At 65.0% G+C, this 19,614-nt stretch carries 21 protein-coding genes and 1 tRNA gene; 13 read left to right on the forward strand and 9 right to left on the reverse strand.

The genetic code is table 11. The annotated features are described in order from the left end of the window. Positions 1–280: 280 nt before the first annotated feature. Positions 281–1,267, reverse strand: a complete 987-nt coding sequence (locus ACFOKJ_RS13665) for a LacI family DNA-binding transcriptional regulator (RefSeq protein ID WP_390280528.1) — start codon at positions 1,265–1,267, stop codon at positions 281–283. Positions 1,268–1,418: 151 nt separating this feature from the next. Between ACFOKJ_RS13665 and ptsP the strand changes: the two genes are divergently transcribed. The 11 genes from ptsP (at position 1,419) to pqqE (ending at position 13,256) form a co-directional block, all read left to right on the forward strand. Beyond that, on the forward strand, positions 1,419–3,944 hold the full coding sequence (gene ptsP / locus ACFOKJ_RS13670) for a phosphoenolpyruvate--protein phosphotransferase (protein WP_390280530.1): 2,526 nt from the start codon (positions 1,419–1,421) through the stop codon (positions 3,942–3,944). Then, on the forward strand, positions 3,941–4,891 hold the full coding sequence (pfkB, locus tag ACFOKJ_RS13675) for a 1-phosphofructokinase (RefSeq protein ID WP_390280532.1): 951 nt from the start codon (positions 3,941–3,943) through the stop codon (positions 4,889–4,891). The genes ptsP and pfkB overlap by 4 nt, the downstream gene beginning before the upstream one ends. A gap of 153 nt (positions 4,892–5,044) precedes the next feature. Continuing rightward, positions 5,045–6,769: a fructose-specific PTS transporter subunit EIIC gene (locus ACFOKJ_RS13680; RefSeq protein WP_390280535.1), complete on the forward strand. Its 1,725-nt coding sequence runs from the start codon at positions 5,045–5,047 to the stop codon at positions 6,767–6,769. Positions 6,770–6,953: 184 nt separating this feature from the next. Beyond that, a complete protein-coding gene (locus ACFOKJ_RS13685) occupies positions 6,954–7,259 on the forward strand; it encodes an STAS domain-containing protein (RefSeq protein WP_390280538.1) in 306 nt (101 codons plus the stop codon). Positions 7,260–7,268: 9 nt separating this feature from the next. Next, a complete protein-coding gene (locus ACFOKJ_RS13690) occupies positions 7,269–8,924 on the forward strand; it encodes a SpoIIE family protein phosphatase (RefSeq protein WP_390280541.1) in 1,656 nt (551 codons plus the stop codon). 42 nt (positions 8,925–8,966) lie between these two features. Further along, positions 8,967–9,563: an IMPACT family protein gene (locus ACFOKJ_RS13695; protein ID WP_390280544.1), complete on the forward strand. Its 597-nt coding sequence runs from the start codon at positions 8,967–8,969 to the stop codon at positions 9,561–9,563. 529 nt (positions 9,564–10,092) lie between these two features. Continuing rightward, positions 10,093–10,173, forward strand: coding sequence for a pyrroloquinoline quinone precursor peptide PqqA (pqqA, locus tag ACFOKJ_RS13700; RefSeq protein ID WP_088964997.1), 81 nt, complete (start codon positions 10,093–10,095; stop codon positions 10,171–10,173). Between the two features lie 10 nt (positions 10,174–10,183). Then, positions 10,184–11,110 (forward strand): pyrroloquinoline quinone biosynthesis protein PqqB, encoded by a 927-nt coding sequence (gene pqqB, locus ACFOKJ_RS13705; RefSeq protein ID WP_390280546.1) that lies wholly within the window; start codon positions 10,184–10,186, stop codon positions 11,108–11,110. Then, positions 11,103–11,855 (forward strand): pyrroloquinoline-quinone synthase PqqC, encoded by a 753-nt coding sequence (gene pqqC, locus ACFOKJ_RS13710; RefSeq protein ID WP_390280548.1) that lies wholly within the window; start codon positions 11,103–11,105, stop codon positions 11,853–11,855. The genes pqqB and pqqC overlap by 8 nt, the downstream gene beginning before the upstream one ends. Beyond that, entirely contained in the window at positions 11,849–12,121 is a 273-nt protein-coding gene (gene pqqD / locus ACFOKJ_RS13715) for a pyrroloquinoline quinone biosynthesis peptide chaperone PqqD (protein ID WP_390280550.1), read from the forward strand. Before pqqC ends, pqqD begins: the two co-directional genes overlap by 7 nt. After that, the gene (gene pqqE, locus ACFOKJ_RS13720) at positions 12,114–13,256 is read left to right on the forward strand and encodes a pyrroloquinoline quinone biosynthesis protein PqqE (RefSeq protein ID WP_390280552.1); all 1,143 of its coding nucleotides are present in this window, start codon (positions 12,114–12,116) and stop codon (positions 13,254–13,256) included. The genes pqqD and pqqE overlap by 8 nt, the downstream gene beginning before the upstream one ends. Before the next feature lie 99 nt (positions 13,257–13,355). Here the strand turns inward: pqqE and ACFOKJ_RS13725 are convergent, their stop codons facing one another. Further along, positions 13,356–13,823 (reverse strand): CreA family protein, encoded by a 468-nt coding sequence (locus tag ACFOKJ_RS13725; protein WP_449369342.1) that lies wholly within the window; start codon positions 13,821–13,823, stop codon positions 13,356–13,358. Positions 13,824–14,061: 238 nt separating this feature from the next. Between ACFOKJ_RS13725 and relB the strand changes: the two genes are divergently transcribed. Next, positions 14,062–14,289, forward strand: coding sequence for a type II toxin-antitoxin system RelB family antitoxin (gene relB / locus ACFOKJ_RS13730; protein WP_390280554.1), 228 nt, complete (start codon positions 14,062–14,064; stop codon positions 14,287–14,289). Further along, on the forward strand, positions 14,273–14,542 hold the full coding sequence (locus tag ACFOKJ_RS13735) for a type II toxin-antitoxin system RelE family toxin (protein WP_390280556.1): 270 nt from the start codon (positions 14,273–14,275) through the stop codon (positions 14,540–14,542). Before relB ends, ACFOKJ_RS13735 begins: the two co-directional genes overlap by 17 nt. A gap of 151 nt (positions 14,543–14,693) precedes the next feature. On the opposite strand, the gene ACFOKJ_RS13740 is transcribed toward ACFOKJ_RS13735, so the two are convergent. From ACFOKJ_RS13740 to rpmI, 7 genes are all read right to left on the reverse strand, one after another. Further along, positions 14,694–14,770: transfer RNA gene (locus ACFOKJ_RS13740), tRNA-Pro, on the reverse strand. 30 nt (positions 14,771–14,800) lie between these two features. Beyond that, positions 14,801–15,148, reverse strand: a complete 348-nt coding sequence (locus ACFOKJ_RS13745; protein WP_390280558.1) for a MerR family transcriptional regulator — start codon at positions 15,146–15,148, stop codon at positions 14,801–14,803. Further along, positions 15,129–15,431, reverse strand: coding sequence for an integration host factor subunit alpha (locus ACFOKJ_RS13750; RefSeq protein ID WP_390280559.1), 303 nt, complete (start codon positions 15,429–15,431; stop codon positions 15,129–15,131). The genes ACFOKJ_RS13745 and ACFOKJ_RS13750 overlap by 20 nt, the downstream gene beginning before the upstream one ends. 78 nt (positions 15,432–15,509) lie before the next feature. Continuing rightward, complete coding sequence (gene pheT, locus ACFOKJ_RS13755; protein WP_390280561.1) at positions 15,510–17,870, reverse strand: phenylalanine--tRNA ligase subunit beta; 2,361 nt, start codon at positions 17,868–17,870, stop codon at positions 15,510–15,512. A gap of 18 nt (positions 17,871–17,888) precedes the next feature. Next, positions 17,889–18,872 (reverse strand): phenylalanine--tRNA ligase subunit alpha, encoded by a 984-nt coding sequence (gene pheS, locus ACFOKJ_RS13760; RefSeq protein ID WP_390280563.1) that lies wholly within the window; start codon positions 18,870–18,872, stop codon positions 17,889–17,891. A 115-nt stretch (positions 18,873–18,987) separates the two neighbouring features. After that, on the reverse strand, positions 18,988–19,344 hold the full coding sequence (gene rplT / locus ACFOKJ_RS13765) for a 50S ribosomal protein L20 (protein ID WP_017507005.1): 357 nt from the start codon (positions 19,342–19,344) through the stop codon (positions 18,988–18,990). Between the two features lie 12 nt (positions 19,345–19,356). Further along, positions 19,357–19,554 (reverse strand): 50S ribosomal protein L35, encoded by a 198-nt coding sequence (gene rpmI / locus ACFOKJ_RS13770; protein ID WP_054287050.1) that lies wholly within the window; start codon positions 19,552–19,554, stop codon positions 19,357–19,359. Positions 19,555–19,614 lie beyond the last annotated feature (60 nt).

Raw genomic sequence — 19,614 nt, forward strand, 5'->3', positions numbered from 1 at the left:
CTTGCCAACCATTGGAGCCAGAGTGTCAGAGTTAACTTGGCCGGGATATGAGCAAGATTCGCACCATGAAAAATGCCGTCCACTTGCTTAAGTGAACGGCATTACAAGTGGGAGAGGTCTTTTCGTGTTGTTTCGTGGGGTTCGTGGCCAAGAAAAGCGATTTTTGCCACGGAACCCACGGAAGGCACGGAAGAAAAACCAAATGGGATAGGTCTTTTCGTGTCGTTTCGTGGATTTCGTGGCCAGATGTTTACGTGGCGCAGGAAAAAACGCCGGGTGGCTACTGCCGCAGCGGCGCGCTGCTGCCGCGCGGTACCAGCTTGCCCTGCAGCACCACGTGGCGGTGGCTGCGCGCCGGGTCTTCCAGCCGCGCCAATAGCATGGCCATGGCGCTGCGGCCGATTTCGTCCACCGGCTGCTCTATCACCGTCAGACCGGGGTCGATCAGGCTGGTCCACACTTCGTTGTCGAAGCCGGCCAGCGCCAGGTCCTGCGGCAGGCGCAGGCCGGCGGCCTTGATGGCGCGCACCGCGCCCAGCAGGAAAATACCGTTACTGATCAGCAGCGCGCGCGGGCGGTCCGGCTCGGCCAGCCAGGCGCTTACCGCCGCCTCGGCTGCCTCCACGCTGGGCGGCACGAAGCGTGCCGGCGCCGGCAGGCTGGCATGGTGCAGTGCCTCGGCAAAGCCGGCGTGGCGCTCGGCGCCGGTGCTGCTGGTATTGCCGAACAGGCCGCCGATATCGCGGTAGCCGGCGGCCAGCAGGTGCTCCACCAGCTGTGCGGCAGCGCGGCGGTTGTCCAGCACCACCGCATCGCCATCGCCCTGCGCCGGGGTGCGGTCGATCATCACTACCGGAAAGCCCAGCATGTCGGTATCCAGCGCGGCGGCGCTGTGGCGGGTGGGCGCCAGGATCACCCCGGTGACGCGTTCCTCGCGCATCAGCCGCAGGTACATGGCTTCCTTCTCCGGGTCTTCGTCGGTATTGCACAGGATCACGCGCATCCCGTTTCGATACGCTTCGTCCTCCACTGCCCGGCTAACGGCGGTAAAAAACGGGTTACGGATATCCGACACGATCAATCCTATAGTGTCGGTGTGCTGTGAACGCAGGCGGCGCGCCGCCAGATTGGGTCGGTAATCCAGCTTGGCCATGGCCGCCTCCACCCGCTTGCGTACCTTGTCGCTCACCGGGCCGTTGCACAGCACGCGGGATACCGTGGAAACCGACACGCCGGCCAGTTCCGCCACATCCTTGATTTTTGCCATCCGCTTTCTCCGGTATCGATTGCAACTAGCCATATCTTGGTCCGTTGCATTATTGGCCAAGATGTTACACCGAAATCCAAATCTTTATTGACACAAAAATTGGTATCGATTTCAATGCACGCAAACAAATCCAGACACAGGAGACTTCACCATGTCCAGCACGCTGATCCGCCCCGAACTGGTACGCCTTGGTGCCGCCCCGGCCAGCAAGGCCCAAGCCATCAGGGAAGCCGGCCAACTCCTGGCTGCCGCCGGTCATATCGACCCGGCGTATGTAGACAGCCTGCTGGCACGTGAAAACGTTGCCAATACCTACCTGGGTCATGGTGTGGCCATCCCCCATGGCATGATCGAACACCGCCACCTGATCCACAGCACCGCCATTGCCGTGCTGCAGGTGCCGGGCGGTATCGAATGGAACCCGGGCCAGACCGTGCACCTGGTGTTTGCCATTGCCGCCCAGTCCGACGAACACCTGGCGCTGCTGCGCCGCCTTACCCGCCTGCTGCAGGACGAAGCCGCGCTGGGCCGCCTGTTTGATACCCCGCACCCGGCCGACCTGCTGGCCGCACTGGAGCAACAGGCGCCGGCCGCCGCACCCGCCGAGCAGGTTGCCGACTTCGCCCATGGCTTCGACTGGGTCATGGACTACCCCAACGGCCTGCACGCCCGCCCGGCCCAGCAGTGGGTGGAAACCGCCCGCCGCTTTGCGGCCAACGTACGGGTGCGCAAAGGCGAAGAAAGCGGTGACGGCAAGAACCTGATCGCGCTGCTGCAGCTGGGCATTGCCCACAATGAAACCCTGCATGTTTCCGCCGAAGGCCCGGATGCCGAGGCACTGCTGGCAGCGCTGAAAGCGGTGATGAGCGGCCTCACCGCCGCCGAACAGGAACAGGCCGACAAGGCCGCGAAGCAGCAACAGGCACAGGCACGCCGCGCGCTGTGGCAACCGGCTGGCAAGCCGCTGGCGCTGGACGGCATTGCCGCCAGCCCGGGCCTGACGATCGGCCAGCTACGCGTGCTCAAGCCTTCGGTGCTGGAGGTGCCGGATCACCCGGTGCTGCTGGGCACCGGCGGCGACCAGCTGGACGCGGCGTTGGCCGCTACCCGCCAGGAGCTGCAGGATCTGGCGGCTGCCACCGGCAAGCGCATGGGCGCTACCGAGGCCGGTATCTTCCGCGCCCAGGCCGAGCTGCTGAACGACACCGATCTGATTACCCTTACCTGCCAGCTGATGGTGGAAGGCCACGGCGTGGCCTGGGCCTGGCACCAGGCGGTAAGCCGCCTGGCCGAGCGCCTGGCCGCGCTGGGCAACCCGCTGCTGGCCGCTCGCGCCGCCGACCTGCGCGACGTGGGCCTGCGCGTGCTGGACAAGCTGGCGCCGGAGCTGGGCGCCCGCCGCAAGCCGCTGGATGAAGGCGACAACCTGATTATCGCTGCCGCCGACCTCACCCCGTCCGACACCGCCGCGCTGGACCCGCAACGCATCATCGGCCTGTGCACCGCACAGGGCGGCCCGTCCTCGCACACCGCCATCATCGCCCGCACCCTGGGCATGCCGGCGCTGGTGGCGCTGGGCGCCTCGCTGCTGGACCTGCCGGATGGCGCCACCGCCATCGTCGATGGCGACAGCGGCCGCCTGTATCTGAATGCCGACGAAGCCGACCTCGCCAGCGCCCGCCAGTGGATTACCCGCCAGCAGGAAGCCGCGCGCAACAGCGCCGCCGCTGCGCTTGCGCCGGCCACCACCCAGGACGGCAAGCGCATCGAGGTTGCGGCCAACGCCAACCACCCGGACCAGGCTGCCGCCGCGATGAAGGCCGGTGCCGAAGGCGTGGGCCTGATGCGTACCGAATTCCTGTACCTGGAGCGCGACAGTGCCCCGAGCGAAGACGAGCAGTACCAGACCTACCGCGGCATGCTGGACGCGCTTGAGGGCAAGCCGCTGATCATCCGCACCCTGGATATCGGCGGAGACAAGCAGGTGCCGTACCTGAACCTACCGCACGAGGAAAACCCGTTCCTGGGGGTGCGCGGCGTACGCCTGCTGCTGCGCCGCCCGGACCTGCTGGAGCCGCAGCTGCGCGCCATCTACCGCGCCGCCAGCCACGGCCCGCTGTCCATCATGTTCCCGATGATCACCAGCCTGGAGGAGGTCAAGGCACTGCGCGCGGTATGCGAGCGCATCCGCCAGGAGTTGGCCGCACCGGAAGTGCCGCTGGGCATCATGGTGGAAGTGCCGGCGGCGGTGGCGATGGCCGACCAGCTGGCCGAACACGTCGACTTCTTCTCCATCGGCACCAATGACCTCACCCAGTACGTGCTGGCCATCGACCGCCAGCACCCGGAGCTGGCGCGCGAAGCCGACGCACTGCACCCGGCGGTGCTGCGCATGATCCGCCAGACGGTGGAAGGCGCCAGCCGCCACAACCGCTGGGTAGGCGTGTGCGGCGGCATCGCCGGCGACCCGCTGGGCGCCGCCATCCTGGCCGGCCTCGGCGTGCAGGAGCTGTCGATGAGCCAGCGCGACATCGCCAGCGTGAAAGCCATGCTGCGCCGCTGCAGCAGCGGTCACCTGGCCCGCCTGGCCGCCGATGCACTGCGTTGCCCGGACGTGGGCGCGGTGCGCGCGCTGGCCGCCCGCCTGGAATCGGTACGCGAAGAGGTGGAGGCATGAGCCGCCAGGTGCTGACCATCACGCTGAACCCGGCGCTGGATCACACCATTCGCCTCGCCAGCCTGGAAGTTGGCCGCGTCAACGTGGCACAGGACGCGGCGCAGACCCCGGGTGGCAAGGGCGTGAACGTGGCCAGCTGCCTGGCCGACTGGGGCGTGCCGGTAATGGCCAGCGGCCTCTTGGGCCGCGACAACGCCGGGGCCTTTGCCAGCCTGTTCGAAGGCAAGGGCATCGCCGACCGCTTCCTGCGCCTGCCGGGCAGCACCCGCACCAATATCAAGCTGGTGGCGCAGGACACCCTGGACACCACCGATGTGAACCTGCCCGGCGTGGACGTGCCGGACAGCGCGCTGCCGCAGCTGATCGAGCAGCTGCAACACCTGGTGGAAGACGGCCAGATCGTGGTGCTGGCCGGCAGCCTGCCGCCGGCACTGCAAGCGGTCGGCTACCTGCCGCTGCTGCGCGAACTCAAGGCGCTGGGCGCCGAAGTGGTGCTGGACACCAGCGGCGAGGCGCTGGCGCAGGTGCTGGCGCAGGACGAAGCCCTGCCGGCAATGATCAAGCCCAACCGCCACGAACTGGAAGAGTGGCTTGGCCGCGCACTGCCCAGCATCGCCGATATCGCCGCCGAGGCGCGCCGCCTCAACCAGCGTGGCATCGCCACCGTGGTGGTATCGCTGGGTGGCGACGGCGCGCTGCTGTCCACCCGCCAGGATGGCTGCTGGCTGGCCAGCCCGCTGCGCATCACCCCGCTGAGTACCGTGGGCGCCGGCGATGCGCTGGTGGCCGGCATGGTAGCCGCGCGCCACGCCGACCAGAGTTGGCCGCAGGCACTGCGCCTCGGCACCGCCTTTGCCGCCGCCAAGCTGCAGCGACTAGGACCACACCTGCCGCCACGGGCGGAAGTGAAGGCCTTGCTGGAACAAGTACAGCTGCAGGCGGTGTAGGCCGCCTTGCGGCCAACCTTACAGATTCATCCGGCTCGTACCGCCCCCTACAACACACCGGGCGAGCCGGATATTTCAGGGCGCCACGCAAAACCCGGCTTCACGCGGGGAGTTGCCAAGCGTTCTACAGCAGCACAACGAGAGGAGACATAAATGTCATCACTGCTGGCCGTACTCACCTGCCCGGATCGCAGCACCCAGAGCCTGCTGGCTGCCGAGGCGCTGCGCAAGGCTGCCAAACAGCTTGGGCAGGCCATCCGCATCGAAACCCATACCGCACAAGGCGTGCAGGACCCGCTGAGCGAGGCTGAACTGGCCGCCGCGCAGCAGGTGATTCGCGTTGGCGGCAGCGGCAGCGATGCCCGCTTCAGCGGCAAGCGCGAACACAGCGCCTCGCTGGAAGCGGTGCTGGCCGACCCGGCCGCCGTGCTGAGCGCGGCGCTGAATGGCACGCAGGCTGCCGCGGCCAGCCAGACGCTGTCCATCGTCGCCATTACCTCCTGCCCCACCGGCATCGCCCACACCTTCATGGCGGCCGAAGGCCTGAGCGGCGCCGCCGAGGCGCTGGGCCACCGCATCAAGGTGGAAACCCAGGGCTCGGTTGGTTCGCAAAATGCCCTCACCTCGGCCGACATCGCCGGCGCCGATCTGGTGATCATCGCCGCCGACACCCAGGTGGACACCAGCCGCTTCGCCGGCAAGCGCGTGTTCATGAGCGGCACCAAGGCGGCAATCAACGACGGCAAGGCGCTGATCAACAACGCCAACGCCAACGCGAAACTGCAGGCAGCAGCAGCCGGCGGCCAGGGCAGCGGCAATGCCGCAGCCGCTGCGGCCAGCAGCAGCAAGGAACGCAGCAGCGCTTACAAGCACCTGATGACCGGCGTGTCCTTCATGCTGCCCTTCGTGGTGACCGGCGGCCTGCTGATCGCACTAGGCTTCGCACTGGGCGGCATCTATGTGTATGAAGACGCCTTCAAGGGCACCCTGGGCTGGACGCTGTTCAATATCGGCGCCAAGGCATCCTTCGCGCTGATGGTGCCGATTCTGGCCGGCTATATCGCCTACTCCATCGCCGACCGCCCCGGCATCGCCCCCGGCATGGCTGGCGGCATGATTGCCGGCGCCATCGGCTCCGGCTTCCTCGGTGGCATCGTGGCTGGCTTCATTGCCGGCTACTCGGTGAAATACCTCAACGAGAAGATCCAGCTTGGCCGCAACTTCGATGGCCTCAAGCCGGTGCTGATCCTGCCGCTGTTGGGTACCACCATCGTCGGCCTGCTGATGTACTACGTGCTGGGCCAGCCGGTAGCGGCGGCGCTGGGCGTGGTAACCGAATGGCTGAAAGGCCTGCAGGGCAGCAGCGCACTGCTGCTGGGCATGATCCTGGGCGGCATGATGGCCTTCGACATGGGCGGCCCGATCAACAAGGCGGCCTACACTTTCGCTACCGGCCTGATCGCCAGCCAGGTGTACGCGCCGATGGCCGCGGTAATGGCCGCCGGCATGACCCCGCCGCTGGGCATCGCGCTGGCTGCGCTGCTGTTCAAGAACCGCTTCTCCGCCGATGAGCGCGAAGGCGCCAAGGCAGCCGGCGTGCTTGGCATCTCCTTCATTACCGAAGGTGCCATCCCGTTCGCCGCCAAGGACCCGCTGCGCGTGATCCCGTCGCTGGTGGCCGGCTCGGCACTGGCCGGCGCCATCTCCATGGCCTCCGGCTGCGAGCTGCGCGTGCCGCACGGCGGCGTGTTCGTGCTGCCGATTCCCAATGCGGTAAGCAACCTGGGCATGTACATCGTGGCGCTGCTGGCCGGCACCGCACTCACCGCCGTGCTGCTGGGCGTGCTGAAGAAAACCCCGGACGCGGCCAACGCCTGATTGGCCCTTCCCGGCCTGACCGTTTCTCTCCCAACCTGCCCTGCAGGCCCGGCCCGCGCCCTCCCCGGCGCCGGGCCGTTTTTTTTTGTCGTACCATGGCGGATGACCACGCGGACACCTTTACTTACAATATCCGACATTCCACCGCTGTCGGCGGTGCACTGCCATAGCAAGGACAGTAGACATGCCATTGAGTTACCAGTTGCGGGGCAAGGAAGCCAGCATCCACGTGCGCGGCCATTTCAATTTTTCGCTGCATAGCGATTTTCACGCAGCCTGCCGGGCGATCCTTGCCAGCGACAGCATACAGAGCGTGGAAATCGACCTGCAGGACACCGACTACCTGGACAGCTCGGCACTGGGCATGCTGCTGGTACTGCGCGAGCAGGCCGCGCCACGCGGCTACAAACTGCTGATCACCAATGCCCGTCCGGCACTGCGCCAGATACTGGCCATTGCCTGTTTCGACAAATTCTTCCAGATCGACTAAGGGGCCAGCATGCGTCAGCTGAACGTGCTGGTGGTTGACGACAGCAAGGTCAACCGCCTGGTGATTGCCCGCCTGATTCACAACCTGGGCCACCTGGTGACCGAAGCCGGCGATGGCGCCGAGGCTCTGGCCTGCTGCGAGGCGCAGCTGCCGGACCTGATCCTGATGGATGTGATCATGCCGGTGATGGATGGCCTCACCACCACGCGGCTGCTGCGCGAACGCTATACGCGGCAATGGATACCCATCATCTTCCTGACCGGCAAGAGCGAGCAGGAAGACGTGCTCACCGGCCTGGCCGCCGGCGGCGACGACTACCTGACCAAGCCGGTGGACACCAAGCTGCTGGCCGCCAAGATCCGGGTAATGGTGCGTATCGCCGAGATGCAGCAGCGCATCGCCCAGGATGCCCAGCGGCTGGAAGCCTACTACCACGCCAACCAGATGGAACAGCAGCTGGCCCAGCACGTGCTGCATAACCTGTATGGCGACCGGCAGGACGACACGCTGGAGCAGTGGATACGCCCCACGGTGCAGTTCAGCGGCGACATCATCACCGCCGCCAAATCGCCAACCGATACCCTGCACTTCATGCTGGCCGACAGCACCGGCCACGGGCTGGCGGCGGCGATTGCCTGCCTGCCCGCCGCCACCGTGTTCTACGCCATGACGCAGAAGGGCTTCGGCATCCACGCCATTGCCCGCGAAATCAACAAGAAACTCAAGCAGCAGCTACCGGTGGGCCGCTTCGTGGCCGCCACGCTGGTGGCCATCTCGCCGCAGGAGCGCACCGTCACGGTGTGGAACGGCGGCCTGCCGTTTGCCGCCTTCATCAACGAGCGGGGCGAGGTGGAAAAGCAGTTCGTTTCCAGCCACCCGCCGCTGGGCATCCTGCCCAATGCCGACTTCGACCCGGCGGTGGAGGTGTTCCGCTGGAACCAGCCCGGCCGCGTGATGGTGTGCTCCGATGGCCTCACCGAGGCACTGGACAGCAACGGCCAGCTGCTGGACCTGGCGCAGATCACCCGCCTGCTGGCCAGACCGCTGCCGGACAAGGTCATCGACCAGGTGGCAGGTACCGTCAGCCGCAACCTGGGCGAGCAGGAAAACGCCGACGATATCTCGGTGGTGATTGCCCCGTGCAGCAACGATAGCCAGCCGGCGGTGGTGCATGCCCAGCCCAGCGGCTTCACCCATCTGGACAACTGGGAGATCCGCCTGAGCTTCGGCCCCAAGGAACTGCGCGAAGACCTGGGCATGCCCACACTGCTGGGCTGGCTCAACCAGATCGGCCTGAACGAGCAGCAGTTCAGCGACATGCTGCTGGTGGTGTCGGAGCTGTTCAACAACGCGCTGGATCACGGCCTGCTGGCGCTGGATTCCGCCGACAAGGACAGCAGCAACGGCTTCATCCACTACCTGACCCAGCGCCAGCAGCGCCTGGCCGCCTTGCAGCAGGGCAGCATCCAGGTGGCGATGTGGCGGGATGGCAGCCTGCTGCGGCTGTCGGTAAAGGACAGCGGCGGTGGGTTCGATCTGTCCGCCCAGCCAGGCCAGGCGGACGACGCCAAGCATGGCCGCGGCATCGCGCTGATCCACCGCCTGTGCCAGCAGGTGGGCTACCACGACGGCGGCACCCGCGCGGAAGTGGCCTATCAGCTGTAAACTGGCGCCCCGCCCAAGCGGCCATGCGGCCAACCCGGAACCATGTCGTACACCCTGCAGCACGCCGGCCATGCCGAGCTGGAAATCAAGAAAAGCCGCTTCCTGGGCTGCGTCGAGCCAATGGCCGACCGCGCCGGCGCACTGGCGCGCGTAGCCGAGCTGAAGGCCGCCCATCCCGCTGCCGCCCACGTGTGCTGGGCGCTGCTGGCCGGCGGCCACAGCGCGGCCAACGATGACGGCGAGCCCTCCGGCACCGCCGGCCGCCCGATGCTGGAAGTGCTGCGCCACCAGCAGCTGGATGGCGTGCTGGCCACCGTAGTGCGCTACTACGGCGGCGTGAAGCTGGGCGCCGGCGGCCTGGTGCGCGCCTACACCGACAGCGTGGCGCGCGCACTGGACGGCGTACCGCGCCAGCAGCGCCAGGTGCTGCGGCAACTGCACTGCCGTTTCCCCTACCCGCAGGAAGGCACGGTGCGCCGCCTGCTGGCGCGCCAGCAGGCCGAGCTGCTGGAAGTGGTACACGAAGATAACGTGCGCTGCTGCTTCCGCATCGTGGCCGACCAGGCCGAGCCACTGCAACAGGCCCTCAACGACGCCTGCCACGGCCAGCTTGCCTGGCTGGATGAGGAACAAACATAACGCTGCCACCTGCCCACCCTATCCGCCAGGCCCCCAACGGTAGGGCGGGTTGAACCAGCGGTTCATACCCGCGTGCATCGCCAGCATTACGCGGGTATGGCCTGCGGCCAACCCGCCCTACGAGGTTAGGCACACTAAGCTTTCACCAGAACAACCTTCCAAAAAATAGAACCGAACCGACGTGCCCCAATCCCGTTGGCGCGAGCCGTGCAAAATGGTGCGCCCCAGGTTTTAAGACGCCGATCTGTCTGAGTCCCGAGCCGTTAGCGAGGGACGAGTTCGGCGGCGCCTGGGGCGTGCCTTTTTGCACGGGGTTTCGAGCAGCCGCCGGGTCGCCTTTTCTTTGGGTACTTTCTTTTGGCGAAGCAAAAGAAAGTACCCCGTCCGCCGGGCGGAACCGGCGACTTCAAACATCATCCGCGCAGCGGATCTCCCTCCCCGCTGCGACTAAAGTCGCATTCCCCCCTCCCTATGGGCTTCTTATAGTGGTCTGGCCATCCGGCAATCCACTTATCGTCAGGAGAATCCCATGCGTACCTGGACAACCCCGCAAGTGATCGAAGTATCCCTCGGCTGCGAAATCAACTGTTACATGTGCGCCGAGCGCTGAGGCAGCCATCATGTTGCGCGTCATCGTGCTGGGTGCAGCGGCGGGCGGCGGTCTGCCGCAATGGAACTGTGGCTGTGATGCCTGCCGCGCCGCCCGTGAAGGACGGCTGGCCCCGCAGACACAGTCTTCCATCGCCGTGTCGGCCGATGGCGCGCACTGGGTGCTGATCAATGCCTCGCCCGACATCCGCCAGCAGCTGGCGGCCACGCCGGCGCTGCAACCGCAACACTTTCCGCGTTCCACCCCCATCCAGGCCGTGCTGCTGACCAATGCCGACGTGGACCACATCGCCGGCCTGCTGTCATTGCGCGAGGGGCAGCCCTTCGCGCTGTACGCCACCGGCCGGGTGCAGGGCGTGCTGGCCGCCAATGCGGTGTTCAACGTGCTGGACCATTTGCTGGTTCCGCGCCGCAAGCTGGCACTGGATGCGCAACAGCCGGTGCTGGATGCCGAAGGCCGTGACAGCGGCGTGCGGGTGGAAGCGTTCACCATTCCCGGCAAGGTGGCACTGTGGCTGGAAGATCCGGCTGCGGCCAACTTTGGCAGCGTGGCGGAAGACACCATCGGCCTGGCAATTTCCACCGCCGACAGCGTGGGCCGGCTGATCTACCTGCCCGGCTGCGCCGCACTGCCGGCAGACATCAAGGCCAGGCTGCGCCCCGGCGACAGCCTGCTGTTCGACGGCACCACCTACACCGACGACGAGATGATCCGCGCCGGCCTCGGCAACAAGACCGCCGCGCGCATGGGCCACCTGCCGATGAGCGGCGAGGCCGGCAGCATGGCGCTGTGGCGCGATGTGCCGCTGGCCGGCAAGCGTTTCATTCACATCAACAACAGCAACCCCGTCCTGTTGCCGCACAGCCCCGAGCGCGCTGCCATCGCCGCCGCCGGCTGGCAGCTGGCGCACGACGGCATGGAGTTCAGCGTTGAATAAGCCACTCACTGCCCCGCTGTCACCGGCGGAACTGGAAGACGCGCTGCGCACCATCGGCCACGCGCGCTATCACAACCTGCACCCTTTCCACCACCTGCTGCACGGCGGCAAGCTGAACTTCGGCCAGGTACAGGCCTGGGCGCTGAACCGCTACTGCTACCAGGCGGCGATTCCGCGCAAGGACGCGGCGCTGATCAGCCGCATCCACGACCGCGAGCTGCGCCGCGAATGGGTGCAACGCATCCTCGACCACGACGGCTACGGCGACGAGGAAGGCGGCATCGAGCGCTGGCTGGTGCTCTCCGACGGCCTGGGCCTGCCGCGCGACTACGTGATCTCGCGCCAGGGCGCGCTGCCGGCCACGGTGTTCGCGGTGGAGGCCTACGTGGACTTCGTCGCCCGCCATCCGCCAGTGGTTGCAGTGGCCTCCTGCCTTACCGAGTTGTTCGCCCCGGCCATCCACCGTGAGCGCATTGTCGGGCTGCTGGAAAACTATGACTTTATCGACGACAAGGTGCTGGCCTACTTCCGCCGTCGCCTGACGCAGGCGCCGCGCGATGCCGACTTCGCGCTGGACTACATCAAGCGCCACGCGCAGACCGTGGCCGAGCAGCAAGGCGTGCTGGACGCGCTGACCTTCAAGTGCAATGTGCTGTGGGCGCAGCTGGACGCGCTGTACAGCGCCTACGTGGCCCCCGGCATGATCCCGCCCGGTGCCTTCAACCCGGCGCAGCCGCCATGCTGAGCCTCGCCGACAGCGTGCGGCTGGCGCCCGGCACCCGGCTGCAGCACGACAAGGTACGCCAGCGCTGGGTGCTGCTGGGGCCGGAACGCATGCTGATCATCGACGAGCTGGCGCGGCTGTGCCTGGAGCGCAGCGCCGGCGTGAACATCGGCCAGCTGTGCGAAGGGTTGGCCGCAGAATTCGCCGCGCCGCTGGCCACCGTGCAGCAGGACGTGCTGGCGCTGTTCACCACCATGAGCGAGAAGGGCTTTCTGCGCCATGACTGACACCACTGCGACTGCTTCGAGCACAACTGATTCGACCTCCTCGCGCCAGCCGGAACCGCCGCTGGCCATCCTGCTGGAGCTCACCCACCGCTGCCCGCTGCGCTGCGCCTACTGCTCCAACCCGCTGGCGCTGACCCCGGCCAGCCAGGAGCTGGATACCGCCGGCTGGCGCGAGGTACTGCGCCAGGCCGCCGACATGGGCATGCTGCAGGTGCATTTTTCCGGTGGCGAACCGATGGCGCGCAGCGACCTCACCGAGCTGGTGGCCTACGCCAGCGAACTGGGGCTGTACAGCAACCTGATCACCTCCGGCGTGCTGCTGGATGCGTCCAGGTTGGCCGCATTGCAGCAAGCCGGCCTCAACCACGTGCAGCTGAGCTTCCAGGGGCTGGAGGATACGCAGGCGGATAGGCTGTCCGGCTTTCGCGGCGGCGTGGCAAAAAAACAGGCTGCACTGGCACTGGTACAGCAAAGCGGGCTGGCGCTGACGCTGAACTTCGTCATCACCCGCAGCAATGCCCACGAGCTGGACGCCATGCTGCATTACGCCGACCAGCACGGCATCGCCCGGGTGGAAGTGGCCAACACCCAGTACTACGGCTGGGGGCTGCAGAACCGCGCGGCGCTGATTCCCAGCGAAGCACAGCTGGACGCGATGACCGCCTGCGTAACGCAGTGGCGCGAGCAAACCCGCGGCCGCATGGTGATCGACTACGTGATCCCCGACTACTACGCGCGCCGCCCCAAGGCCTGCATGGGCGGCTGGGCGCAGCGTTTTCTCAACGTGATGCCGGATGGCACCCTGCTGCCCTGCCACGCGGCGCAGACACTGGCGCACCTGCAGTTCCCGCGCGTGCCGCACAGCACCCTGCACGCGGCCTGGTACGACTCACCCGCCTTTGCCGCCTATCGCGGCAGCAGCTGGATGCCGGAACCCTGCGGCGGCTGCGAGCACAAGGAGCGCGACTTCGGCGGCTGCCGCTGCCAGGCGCTGGCGCTGGCCGGCAGCGCCGACACGCTGGACCCGGTATGCGAGCGCTCGCCACAGCACGAACACGTCGTCACCCTGGCACGGCGAGAAGCGCAACTGGGCGAGCAGCCCTACACCCTGCGCAGCTTCTCGTTCAGCGCTTGAAACCGCATGCGGCCAACCCTGGACCGCGCTGAAAACAAAACCGCCCTGCCGCAATATGCGCCAGGGCGGTTTTTCAATGGCCGGGGTTGGCCGCAAGTCTTACTTCAGCGGAATCTTCAGCGCCACCGGCACCGGTACCGCGGTAACGCTGTTCTTCGGGCTGCCGTCGATCAGCCGGTCGGAATACACCAGGTAGACCAGCGTGTTGCGGCGAGGATCCACCATGCGTACCACGCGCACATGCTTGAACAGGATGGAAGCGCGCTCGGTGAACACCTCGTCCTCCTGCGGCAGCGGCCCCTTGAAGGCGATCTGCCCCACCTGGCGACAGGCCACCGACGCCTCCGCCTTGTCCTCGGCCAGCCCCAGCGCACCGGACACGCCGCCGGTCTTGGCGCGCGACAGGTAGCAACTCACCCCACTGACCAGTGGATCGTCGAACACCTCCACCACGATCTTGTGATTGGGCCCGATCAGCTTGAAGGCGGTGGACACGTCGCCCACCTTCTCCGCCTGCGCCAGCAGCGGCAATGCCGCCAGTGTGAAGGCACACAGCCAGTGTTTCATCTTGATCTCCGTTAGCCATTAAGCGGTAAGCAGGAAAGTATGCAGCATGCCGGATCATGATGATCGACAAGTGACATTCATTGGCAAAACTGCCGGCACGCATGAATCGGCTGAAGAGAGTCGCCCGCCGTGAACTGATATAACGCAGAAAATCCGTCTGACCTTACATCTTTCTGCAGCTCGCCAGTCGTGTTGGTATAAACTGATACTCGTATTACAAGTATTCAAGGAGCCTATCATGGCAACTTCCATCCGCCTGGATGACGAAACGGAACGCCGGCTGAACTTCCTGGCAAAGCAGACAGGCCGCTCGAAAACCTTCTATCTCAAGAGCCTCATTGAGCAGGGGCTGAGTGACTTGGAAGACTACTACCTTGCTGCCGATGTGCTGGAACGCATCCGCGCTGGTCAGGAACGGGTACATTCTGCCGCTGAGGTGAGGGCTGAACTTGGCCTGGACGATTAAGTACGCGGATTCTGCGCTGCGCCAGTTGAAGAAGCTGGACAAGCCTATCGCACGCCGCATCCTGGACTATATGGATGAACGCATTTCCAGCGCAGATGATCCCAGGGTTGCCGGCAAGGCGCTCACCGGTCCGATGGGCGGGCTATGGCGCTACCGTGTAGGTGATTACCGCGTCGTCTGCGAGATTCGTGATGGGGAACTGATTGTGCTGGTGCTTGAAGTCGGCAACCGTAAGGACGTTTACCGGGATTGAAAGCAACGGCTGGCAACAAGCGCGGTTGCCAGCGGGTAGCGTGCGGAACAGCCAGGACAGAGAAGATAATCAAACTCTGCTATCGAGCCAGCGCATCCGAAAACAAAAAAGCCATCCGTATGGATGGCTTTTTTGTCTGAAACGGGTTCTTTGGTCGGGGCGAGAAGATTCGAACTTCCGACCCCCTGCACCCCATGCAGGTGCGCTACCAGGCTGCGCTACGCCCCGACGAAAGAGGGGACAATTATAGGCAATGAATCAATTCTTGCCAAGCGAGATATCCAGCCAATCCACTACTGCCTGCAGTTCCGCGCGTACCTGCTGCGCGGTCATCGGCGCCGGCTCGTCGCTGGACAGGCGCTGGCGTGCACCGTGCAGGGTAAAACCGTCGTCATACAGCAGCTCGCGGATGCGACGCACCAGCAGCACTTCCGCATGCTGGTAGTAGCGGCGGTTGCCGCGGCGCGTGACATTGCGCAACTCGGAGAACTCCTGCTCCCAGTAGCGCAGCACATGCTGTTTGACTCCGGTCAGCTCGCTGACCTCACCAATGGAAAAGTAGCGTTTGGCCGGGATCGGCGGCAGCTCAGCCTTGTTTGTCGGCATGATAGAGTTCAACCATTCCCTTGAGTTTCTGGCTAGCGTGGAAAGTTACCACGCGGCGGGCGGTGATGGGAATCTCTTCGCCGGTTTTCGGGTTGCGGCCCGGGCGCTGCGGTTTGTCGCGCAACTGGAAATTTCCGAAACCGGACAATTTCACGCTGGTACCGGATTCCAGCGTGGAGCGGATCTCTTCAAAAAACGATTCCACCATGTCTTTGGCTTCGCGCTTGTTCAGGCCCACTTTATCGAACAAGAGATCGGCCAACTCGGCCTTGGTCAAAGTCATGACTACTCCTCACTACAACTTGTATTGCTTGAACAGGCCGCCCGCAGCAGCGGGCGGCCAACGGTTATTGATGCAGACTCAGGCGCGCAGTTCCGCACCGGCGGCCTGGGCGGCAGCCAGCATGGCGGCCACGCCCTGCTCCACTTCCTCGTCCACCAGGGTGCGATCCGCCGCCTGCATGATGATGCGCAGCGCCAGGCTCTTCTTGCCGTCTTCCACACCCTTGCCACGGTACACGTCGAACAGCGCCAGTTCGCGCACGAACTCCGGTGCGGCAGCCAGCATGGCCTGCTGCAGGCTGGCCAGCGTCACCTCTTCGGCCACCACCAGCGCCAGGTCGCGACGCACCGGCTGGAACTTGCTTACCGGCTGCACGGCCACGCGGCGGCTCTGCTCCACTACCTCGGCAGCCAGTTCGAACAGCACCGGCGCGGTACTGAGGCCGTAAGCCTGCACCCAGCGCGGGTGCAGTTCGCCCACATGGCCCACCACGGCACCATCCAGCACCACCTCGGCACAACGGCCCGGGTGGAACGCCGGATGCTCGCCCTTGCGATATTCGGCCACGCGCGGATACAGCAATGCCTCCACATCGGCCTTGGCGTCGTAGAAATCGACACGCTCGGCCTTGCTGGCCCACTGCTCGGCCACGCGGCTGCCGTAGGCCAGGCCGGCCACGCGTTCCGGCTGCAGCAGGCTGCCATCAGCCTGTTTCAGGAATACACGGGCAATCTCGAACACGCGCACGCGGTTGTGCTTGCGGTTGAGGTTGCCGACCAGCACGTCCACCAGGCCGCCGATCAGGCTGGAGCGCATCACGCTCATCTGGCTGGCGATGGGGTTCTGCAGACGCACCGGGTTGCTGTTACCGGCGAAATCGCGCTCCCACTTTTCTTCCACAAAGGCGTAGCTGACGATTTCCTGGAAATCGCGGCCAGCCAGCAGGCGGCGCACTTCGCTGCGCGGGCGCAGGGTTTCCGGCTGCGGCAGCATGGCCAGACGCGAGCGCGGTGCATCGGACGGAATCGCGTCGTAACCATATACGCGGGCGATTTCCTCGATCAGGTCTTCCTCGATGGCGATGTCGTAACGGAAGCTCGGCGCCTCCACCACGAAGCCGTCTTCCACCACGTCGAACACAAAGCCCAGGCGGGTGAAGATGGCGGCGATGTCGGCTGCGGCCAACGTTACGCCCAGCACCTTGGCCACGCGGGCGGTGCGTACCTTCACACGGTTGCGCGCCGGCAGTTCCGCCACGGTTTCCACCAGCGGGCCAGCCACGCCGCCGCAGATTTCCAGTGTCAGCGCGGTGGCTCGCTCGATGGCTTCCTGCTGCAGCTGGAAGTCCACGCCGCGCTCGTAGCGGTAGGAGGAATCGGAACCAAAGCCCAGCTCACGCGCCTTGCCGGCGATGATTTCCGGGTTGAAGAACGCGCTTTCGAAGAAGATGTCGCGGCTCTCGGTGGTCACGCCGCTTTCCAGCCCGCCCATGATGCCGGCGATGGCCAGCGGCTTGCTGTCATCGGCGATCACCAGCAGTTCCGGCGTCAGCGCCACCTCTTTTTCGTTCAGGCACACCAGCTTTTCGCCGTCACGGGCAAAGCGCACGTTGATGCCGCCGTCCAGCTTGGCCAGATCGAAGGCATGCATCGGCTGGCCCTGTTCCAGCAGCACGTAGTTGGTGATGTCCACGATGGCGGAAATCGGGCGCAGGCCGGAGCGTTCCAGGCGGCGGCGCATCCATTCCGGGGTAGCCGCGGCGGCGTTCACGCCCTTGATGACGCGGCCGATGTAGCGGCCGCAGGCGTTGGCCGCATCGATGCGGATAGCGCGCTTATCGTCGCACTGCGGGGTAACCGCATTGATTGCCAGCGGTGCCAGCGGCGCGCCGGTAAGCGCGGCCACTTCGCGGGCGATACCGCGCAGCGACAGGCAGTCGGCGCGGTTGGGGGTGATCTTCAGGGTGAACAGCGCATCGTCCAGGCCCAGGTAGTCACGGATGCTCTGCCCTACCGGTGCATCGGCCGGCAGCAGCAGCAGGCCGTCCACTTCGTCCGGTACACCCAGTTCCTTGCCGGAACACAGCATGCCGCCGGATTCCACGCCACGCATCTTGGTGGGCTTGATCTTGAAATCGCCCGGCAGAACGGCGCCCGGCAGCGCGCACGGGATTTTCACGCCCACTGCCACGTTCGGTGCGCCGCACACGATCTGCACCAGCTCGCCGGTACCCACGTCCACCTTGGTTACGCGCAGGCGGTCGGCGTTTTCGTGCTTCACGCACTCTTTGACTTCGGCAATCACCACGCCGCTGAAAGCCGGCGCGGCTTGCTGTACTTCTTCCACTTCCAGGCCCGCCATGGTCAGCAGGTAGGACAGCTCGTCGGTGGACAGCGACGGATTCACACGGCTACGCAGCCATTGTTCGGAAAATTGCATTGCTCAGTCTCCGCGCGCTCAGTTGAATTGCTTGAGGAAGTTCAGATCGTTCTCGAAGAACAGGCGCAGGTCGTTGACGCCGTAACGCAGCATGGCAAAGCGATCCAGGCCGATGCCGAAGGCAAAGCCGGTGAACTGTTCCGGATCGATATTCACGTTGCGCAGCACATTAGGGTGCACCATGCCGCAACCGCCCACTTCCAGCCAGCCGCGCTCGCCCAGCACGTCGATCTCGGCGGACGGTTCGGTGAACGGGAAGAAGGACGGGCGGAAACGCACCTGCAGATCGTCACGCTCGAAGAAGCGGCGCAGGAAGTCGGTGATGGTGGCCTTGAGATCGGCAAAGCTCACGTCGCGGTCGATCCACAGGCCTTCCATCTGGTGGAACATCGGCGAGTGGGTGGCATCGGAATCCACACGGTACACGCGGCCCGGGGCCACGATCTTGATCGGCGGCTGGTTGTCCAGCATGTAGCGCACCTGGATCGGGCTGGTATGCGTGCGCAGCACGTCGCCGCCTTCCACGTAGAAGGTGTCCTGCATGGCGCGAGCCGGATGGTTTTCCGGGATGTTCAGCGCCTGGAAGTTGTGGAAATCGGTTTCGATTTCCGGGCCGTCGGCCACGGCAAAACCCAGGGTGGAGAACAGCTCGGTAATGCGTTCCAGCGTCAGCGTCACCGGGTGCAGACCGGCCGGCTGGGCGCCACGGCCCGGCAGCGATACGTCCAGCGCCTCTGCGGCCAACTGCTGCTCCAGCTTGGCGTTGTTGATGCCATCGCGCACTTCGTTATGGCGGCTCTCGAATGCCTGCTTGGCGGCGTTGATGGCGGCGCCGGCGGTCTTGCGCTCTTCCGGCGACAGTTTGCCCAGTTGCTTGAGCAGTTCGGTCATGGCGCCACTCTTGCCGAGATAACGGGCCTTGACCTGTTCCAGTTCCACCAGGTCTGTCACGGTGGCGAGCGCCGCCAGACCTTCCTTCAGAATCACGTCAACATTGTTCATGTGTCGCACCAGTAGCGTCCAGAAAACTCACCGGAACCTTGCCCGTTCGAGTCAGCTTTCTGCGGCAAATCGAAAAAAAAGGGAGGCATCAGCCTCCCTTTCAGGTGTCCTGCGATTAAGCGAGGGCGGCTTTCGCTTTCTCAACGATGAGAGCAAATGCCGGCTTGTCGAACACGGCCAGATCGGCCAGGACCTTACGGTCGATTTCGATCAGAGCCTTCTTCAGACCGTTCATGAACTTGCTGTACGGCAGGCCGTTTTCACGAGCAGCTGCGTTGATACGAGCAATCCACAGTTGACGGAACTGACGCTTTTTCTGACGACGGTCGCGGTATGCATATTGACCGGCTTTCATCACCGCCTGTTTGGCGATGCGATAGACGTTCTTGCGACGGCCGCGGTAGCCTTTCGCCAGGGCCAGGATTTTCTTGTGACGAGCACGTGCGGTTACACCGCGTTTTACGCGTGGCATTATTCAGTCTCCTTATGCGTAGGGCATCATGGCGCGAACAGAGGCCATGTTGGTAGCGTGTACCATGGTGGTACCGCGCAGCTGGCGCTTGTTCTTGGTGGTCTTCTTGGTCAGGATGTGACGCTTGAAGGCCATGGAGCGTTTAACGCCGCCGTTACCCAGCACTTTGAGACGCTTTTTCGCGCTCGACTTGGTTTTCATCTTCGGCATGGAAATCTCCTGCTGAATTTTCGTTAGATTAGACACAGGGTGGCCATAGGCACTTGAAAC

Source organism: Vogesella amnigena (assembly GCF_042648905.1).
GTDB lineage: Bacteria > Pseudomonadota > Gammaproteobacteria > Burkholderiales > Chromobacteriaceae > Vogesella > Vogesella amnigena.

Bases quoted from the DNA above. Each gene is read 5' to 3' on its own strand.
- ACFOKJ_RS13665 (WP_390280528.1), bottom strand. From the start codon at position 1,267: ATGGCAAAAATCAAGGATGTGGCGGAACTGGCCGGCGTGTCGGTTTCC.
- ptsP (WP_390280530.1), top strand. From the start codon at position 1,419: ATGTCCAGCACGCTGATCCGCCCCGAACTGGTACGCCTTGGTGCCGCC.
- pfkB (WP_390280532.1), top strand. From the start codon at position 3,941: ATGAGCCGCCAGGTGCTGACCATCACGCTGAACCCGGCGCTGGATCAC.
- ACFOKJ_RS13680 (WP_390280535.1), top strand. From the start codon at position 5,045: ATGTCATCACTGCTGGCCGTACTCACCTGCCCGGATCGCAGCACCCAG.
- ACFOKJ_RS13685 (WP_390280538.1), top strand. From the start codon at position 6,954: ATGCCATTGAGTTACCAGTTGCGGGGCAAGGAAGCCAGCATCCACGTG.
- ACFOKJ_RS13690 (WP_390280541.1), top strand. From the start codon at position 7,269: ATGCGTCAGCTGAACGTGCTGGTGGTTGACGACAGCAAGGTCAACCGC.
- ACFOKJ_RS13695 (WP_390280544.1), top strand. From the start codon at position 8,967: ATGTCGTACACCCTGCAGCACGCCGGCCATGCCGAGCTGGAAATCAAG.
- pqqA (WP_088964997.1), top strand. From the start codon at position 10,093: ATGCGTACCTGGACAACCCCGCAAGTGATCGAAGTATCCCTCGGCTGC.
- pqqB (WP_390280546.1), top strand. From the start codon at position 10,184: ATGTTGCGCGTCATCGTGCTGGGTGCAGCGGCGGGCGGCGGTCTGCCG.
- pqqD (WP_390280550.1), top strand. From the start codon at position 11,849: ATGCTGAGCCTCGCCGACAGCGTGCGGCTGGCGCCCGGCACCCGGCTG.
- pqqE (WP_390280552.1), top strand. From the start codon at position 12,114: ATGACTGACACCACTGCGACTGCTTCGAGCACAACTGATTCGACCTCC.
- ACFOKJ_RS13725 (WP_449369342.1), bottom strand. From the start codon at position 13,823: ATGAAACACTGGCTGTGTGCCTTCACACTGGCGGCATTGCCGCTGCTG.
- relB (WP_390280554.1), top strand. From the start codon at position 14,062: ATGGCAACTTCCATCCGCCTGGATGACGAAACGGAACGCCGGCTGAAC.
- ACFOKJ_RS13745 (WP_390280558.1), bottom strand. From the start codon at position 15,148: ATGCCGACAAACAAGGCTGAGCTGCCGCCGATCCCGGCCAAACGCTAC.
- ACFOKJ_RS13750 (WP_390280559.1), bottom strand. From the start codon at position 15,431: ATGACTTTGACCAAGGCCGAGTTGGCCGATCTCTTGTTCGATAAAGTG.
- pheT (WP_390280561.1), bottom strand. From the start codon at position 17,870: ATGCAATTTTCCGAACAATGGCTGCGTAGCCGTGTGAATCCGTCGCTG.
- pheS (WP_390280563.1), bottom strand. From the start codon at position 18,872: ATGAACAATGTTGACGTGATTCTGAAGGAAGGTCTGGCGGCGCTCGCC.
- rplT (WP_017507005.1), bottom strand. From the start codon at position 19,344: ATGCCACGCGTAAAACGCGGTGTAACCGCACGTGCTCGTCACAAGAAA.
- rpmI (WP_054287050.1), bottom strand. From the start codon at position 19,554: ATGCCGAAGATGAAAACCAAGTCGAGCGCGAAAAAGCGTCTCAAAGTG.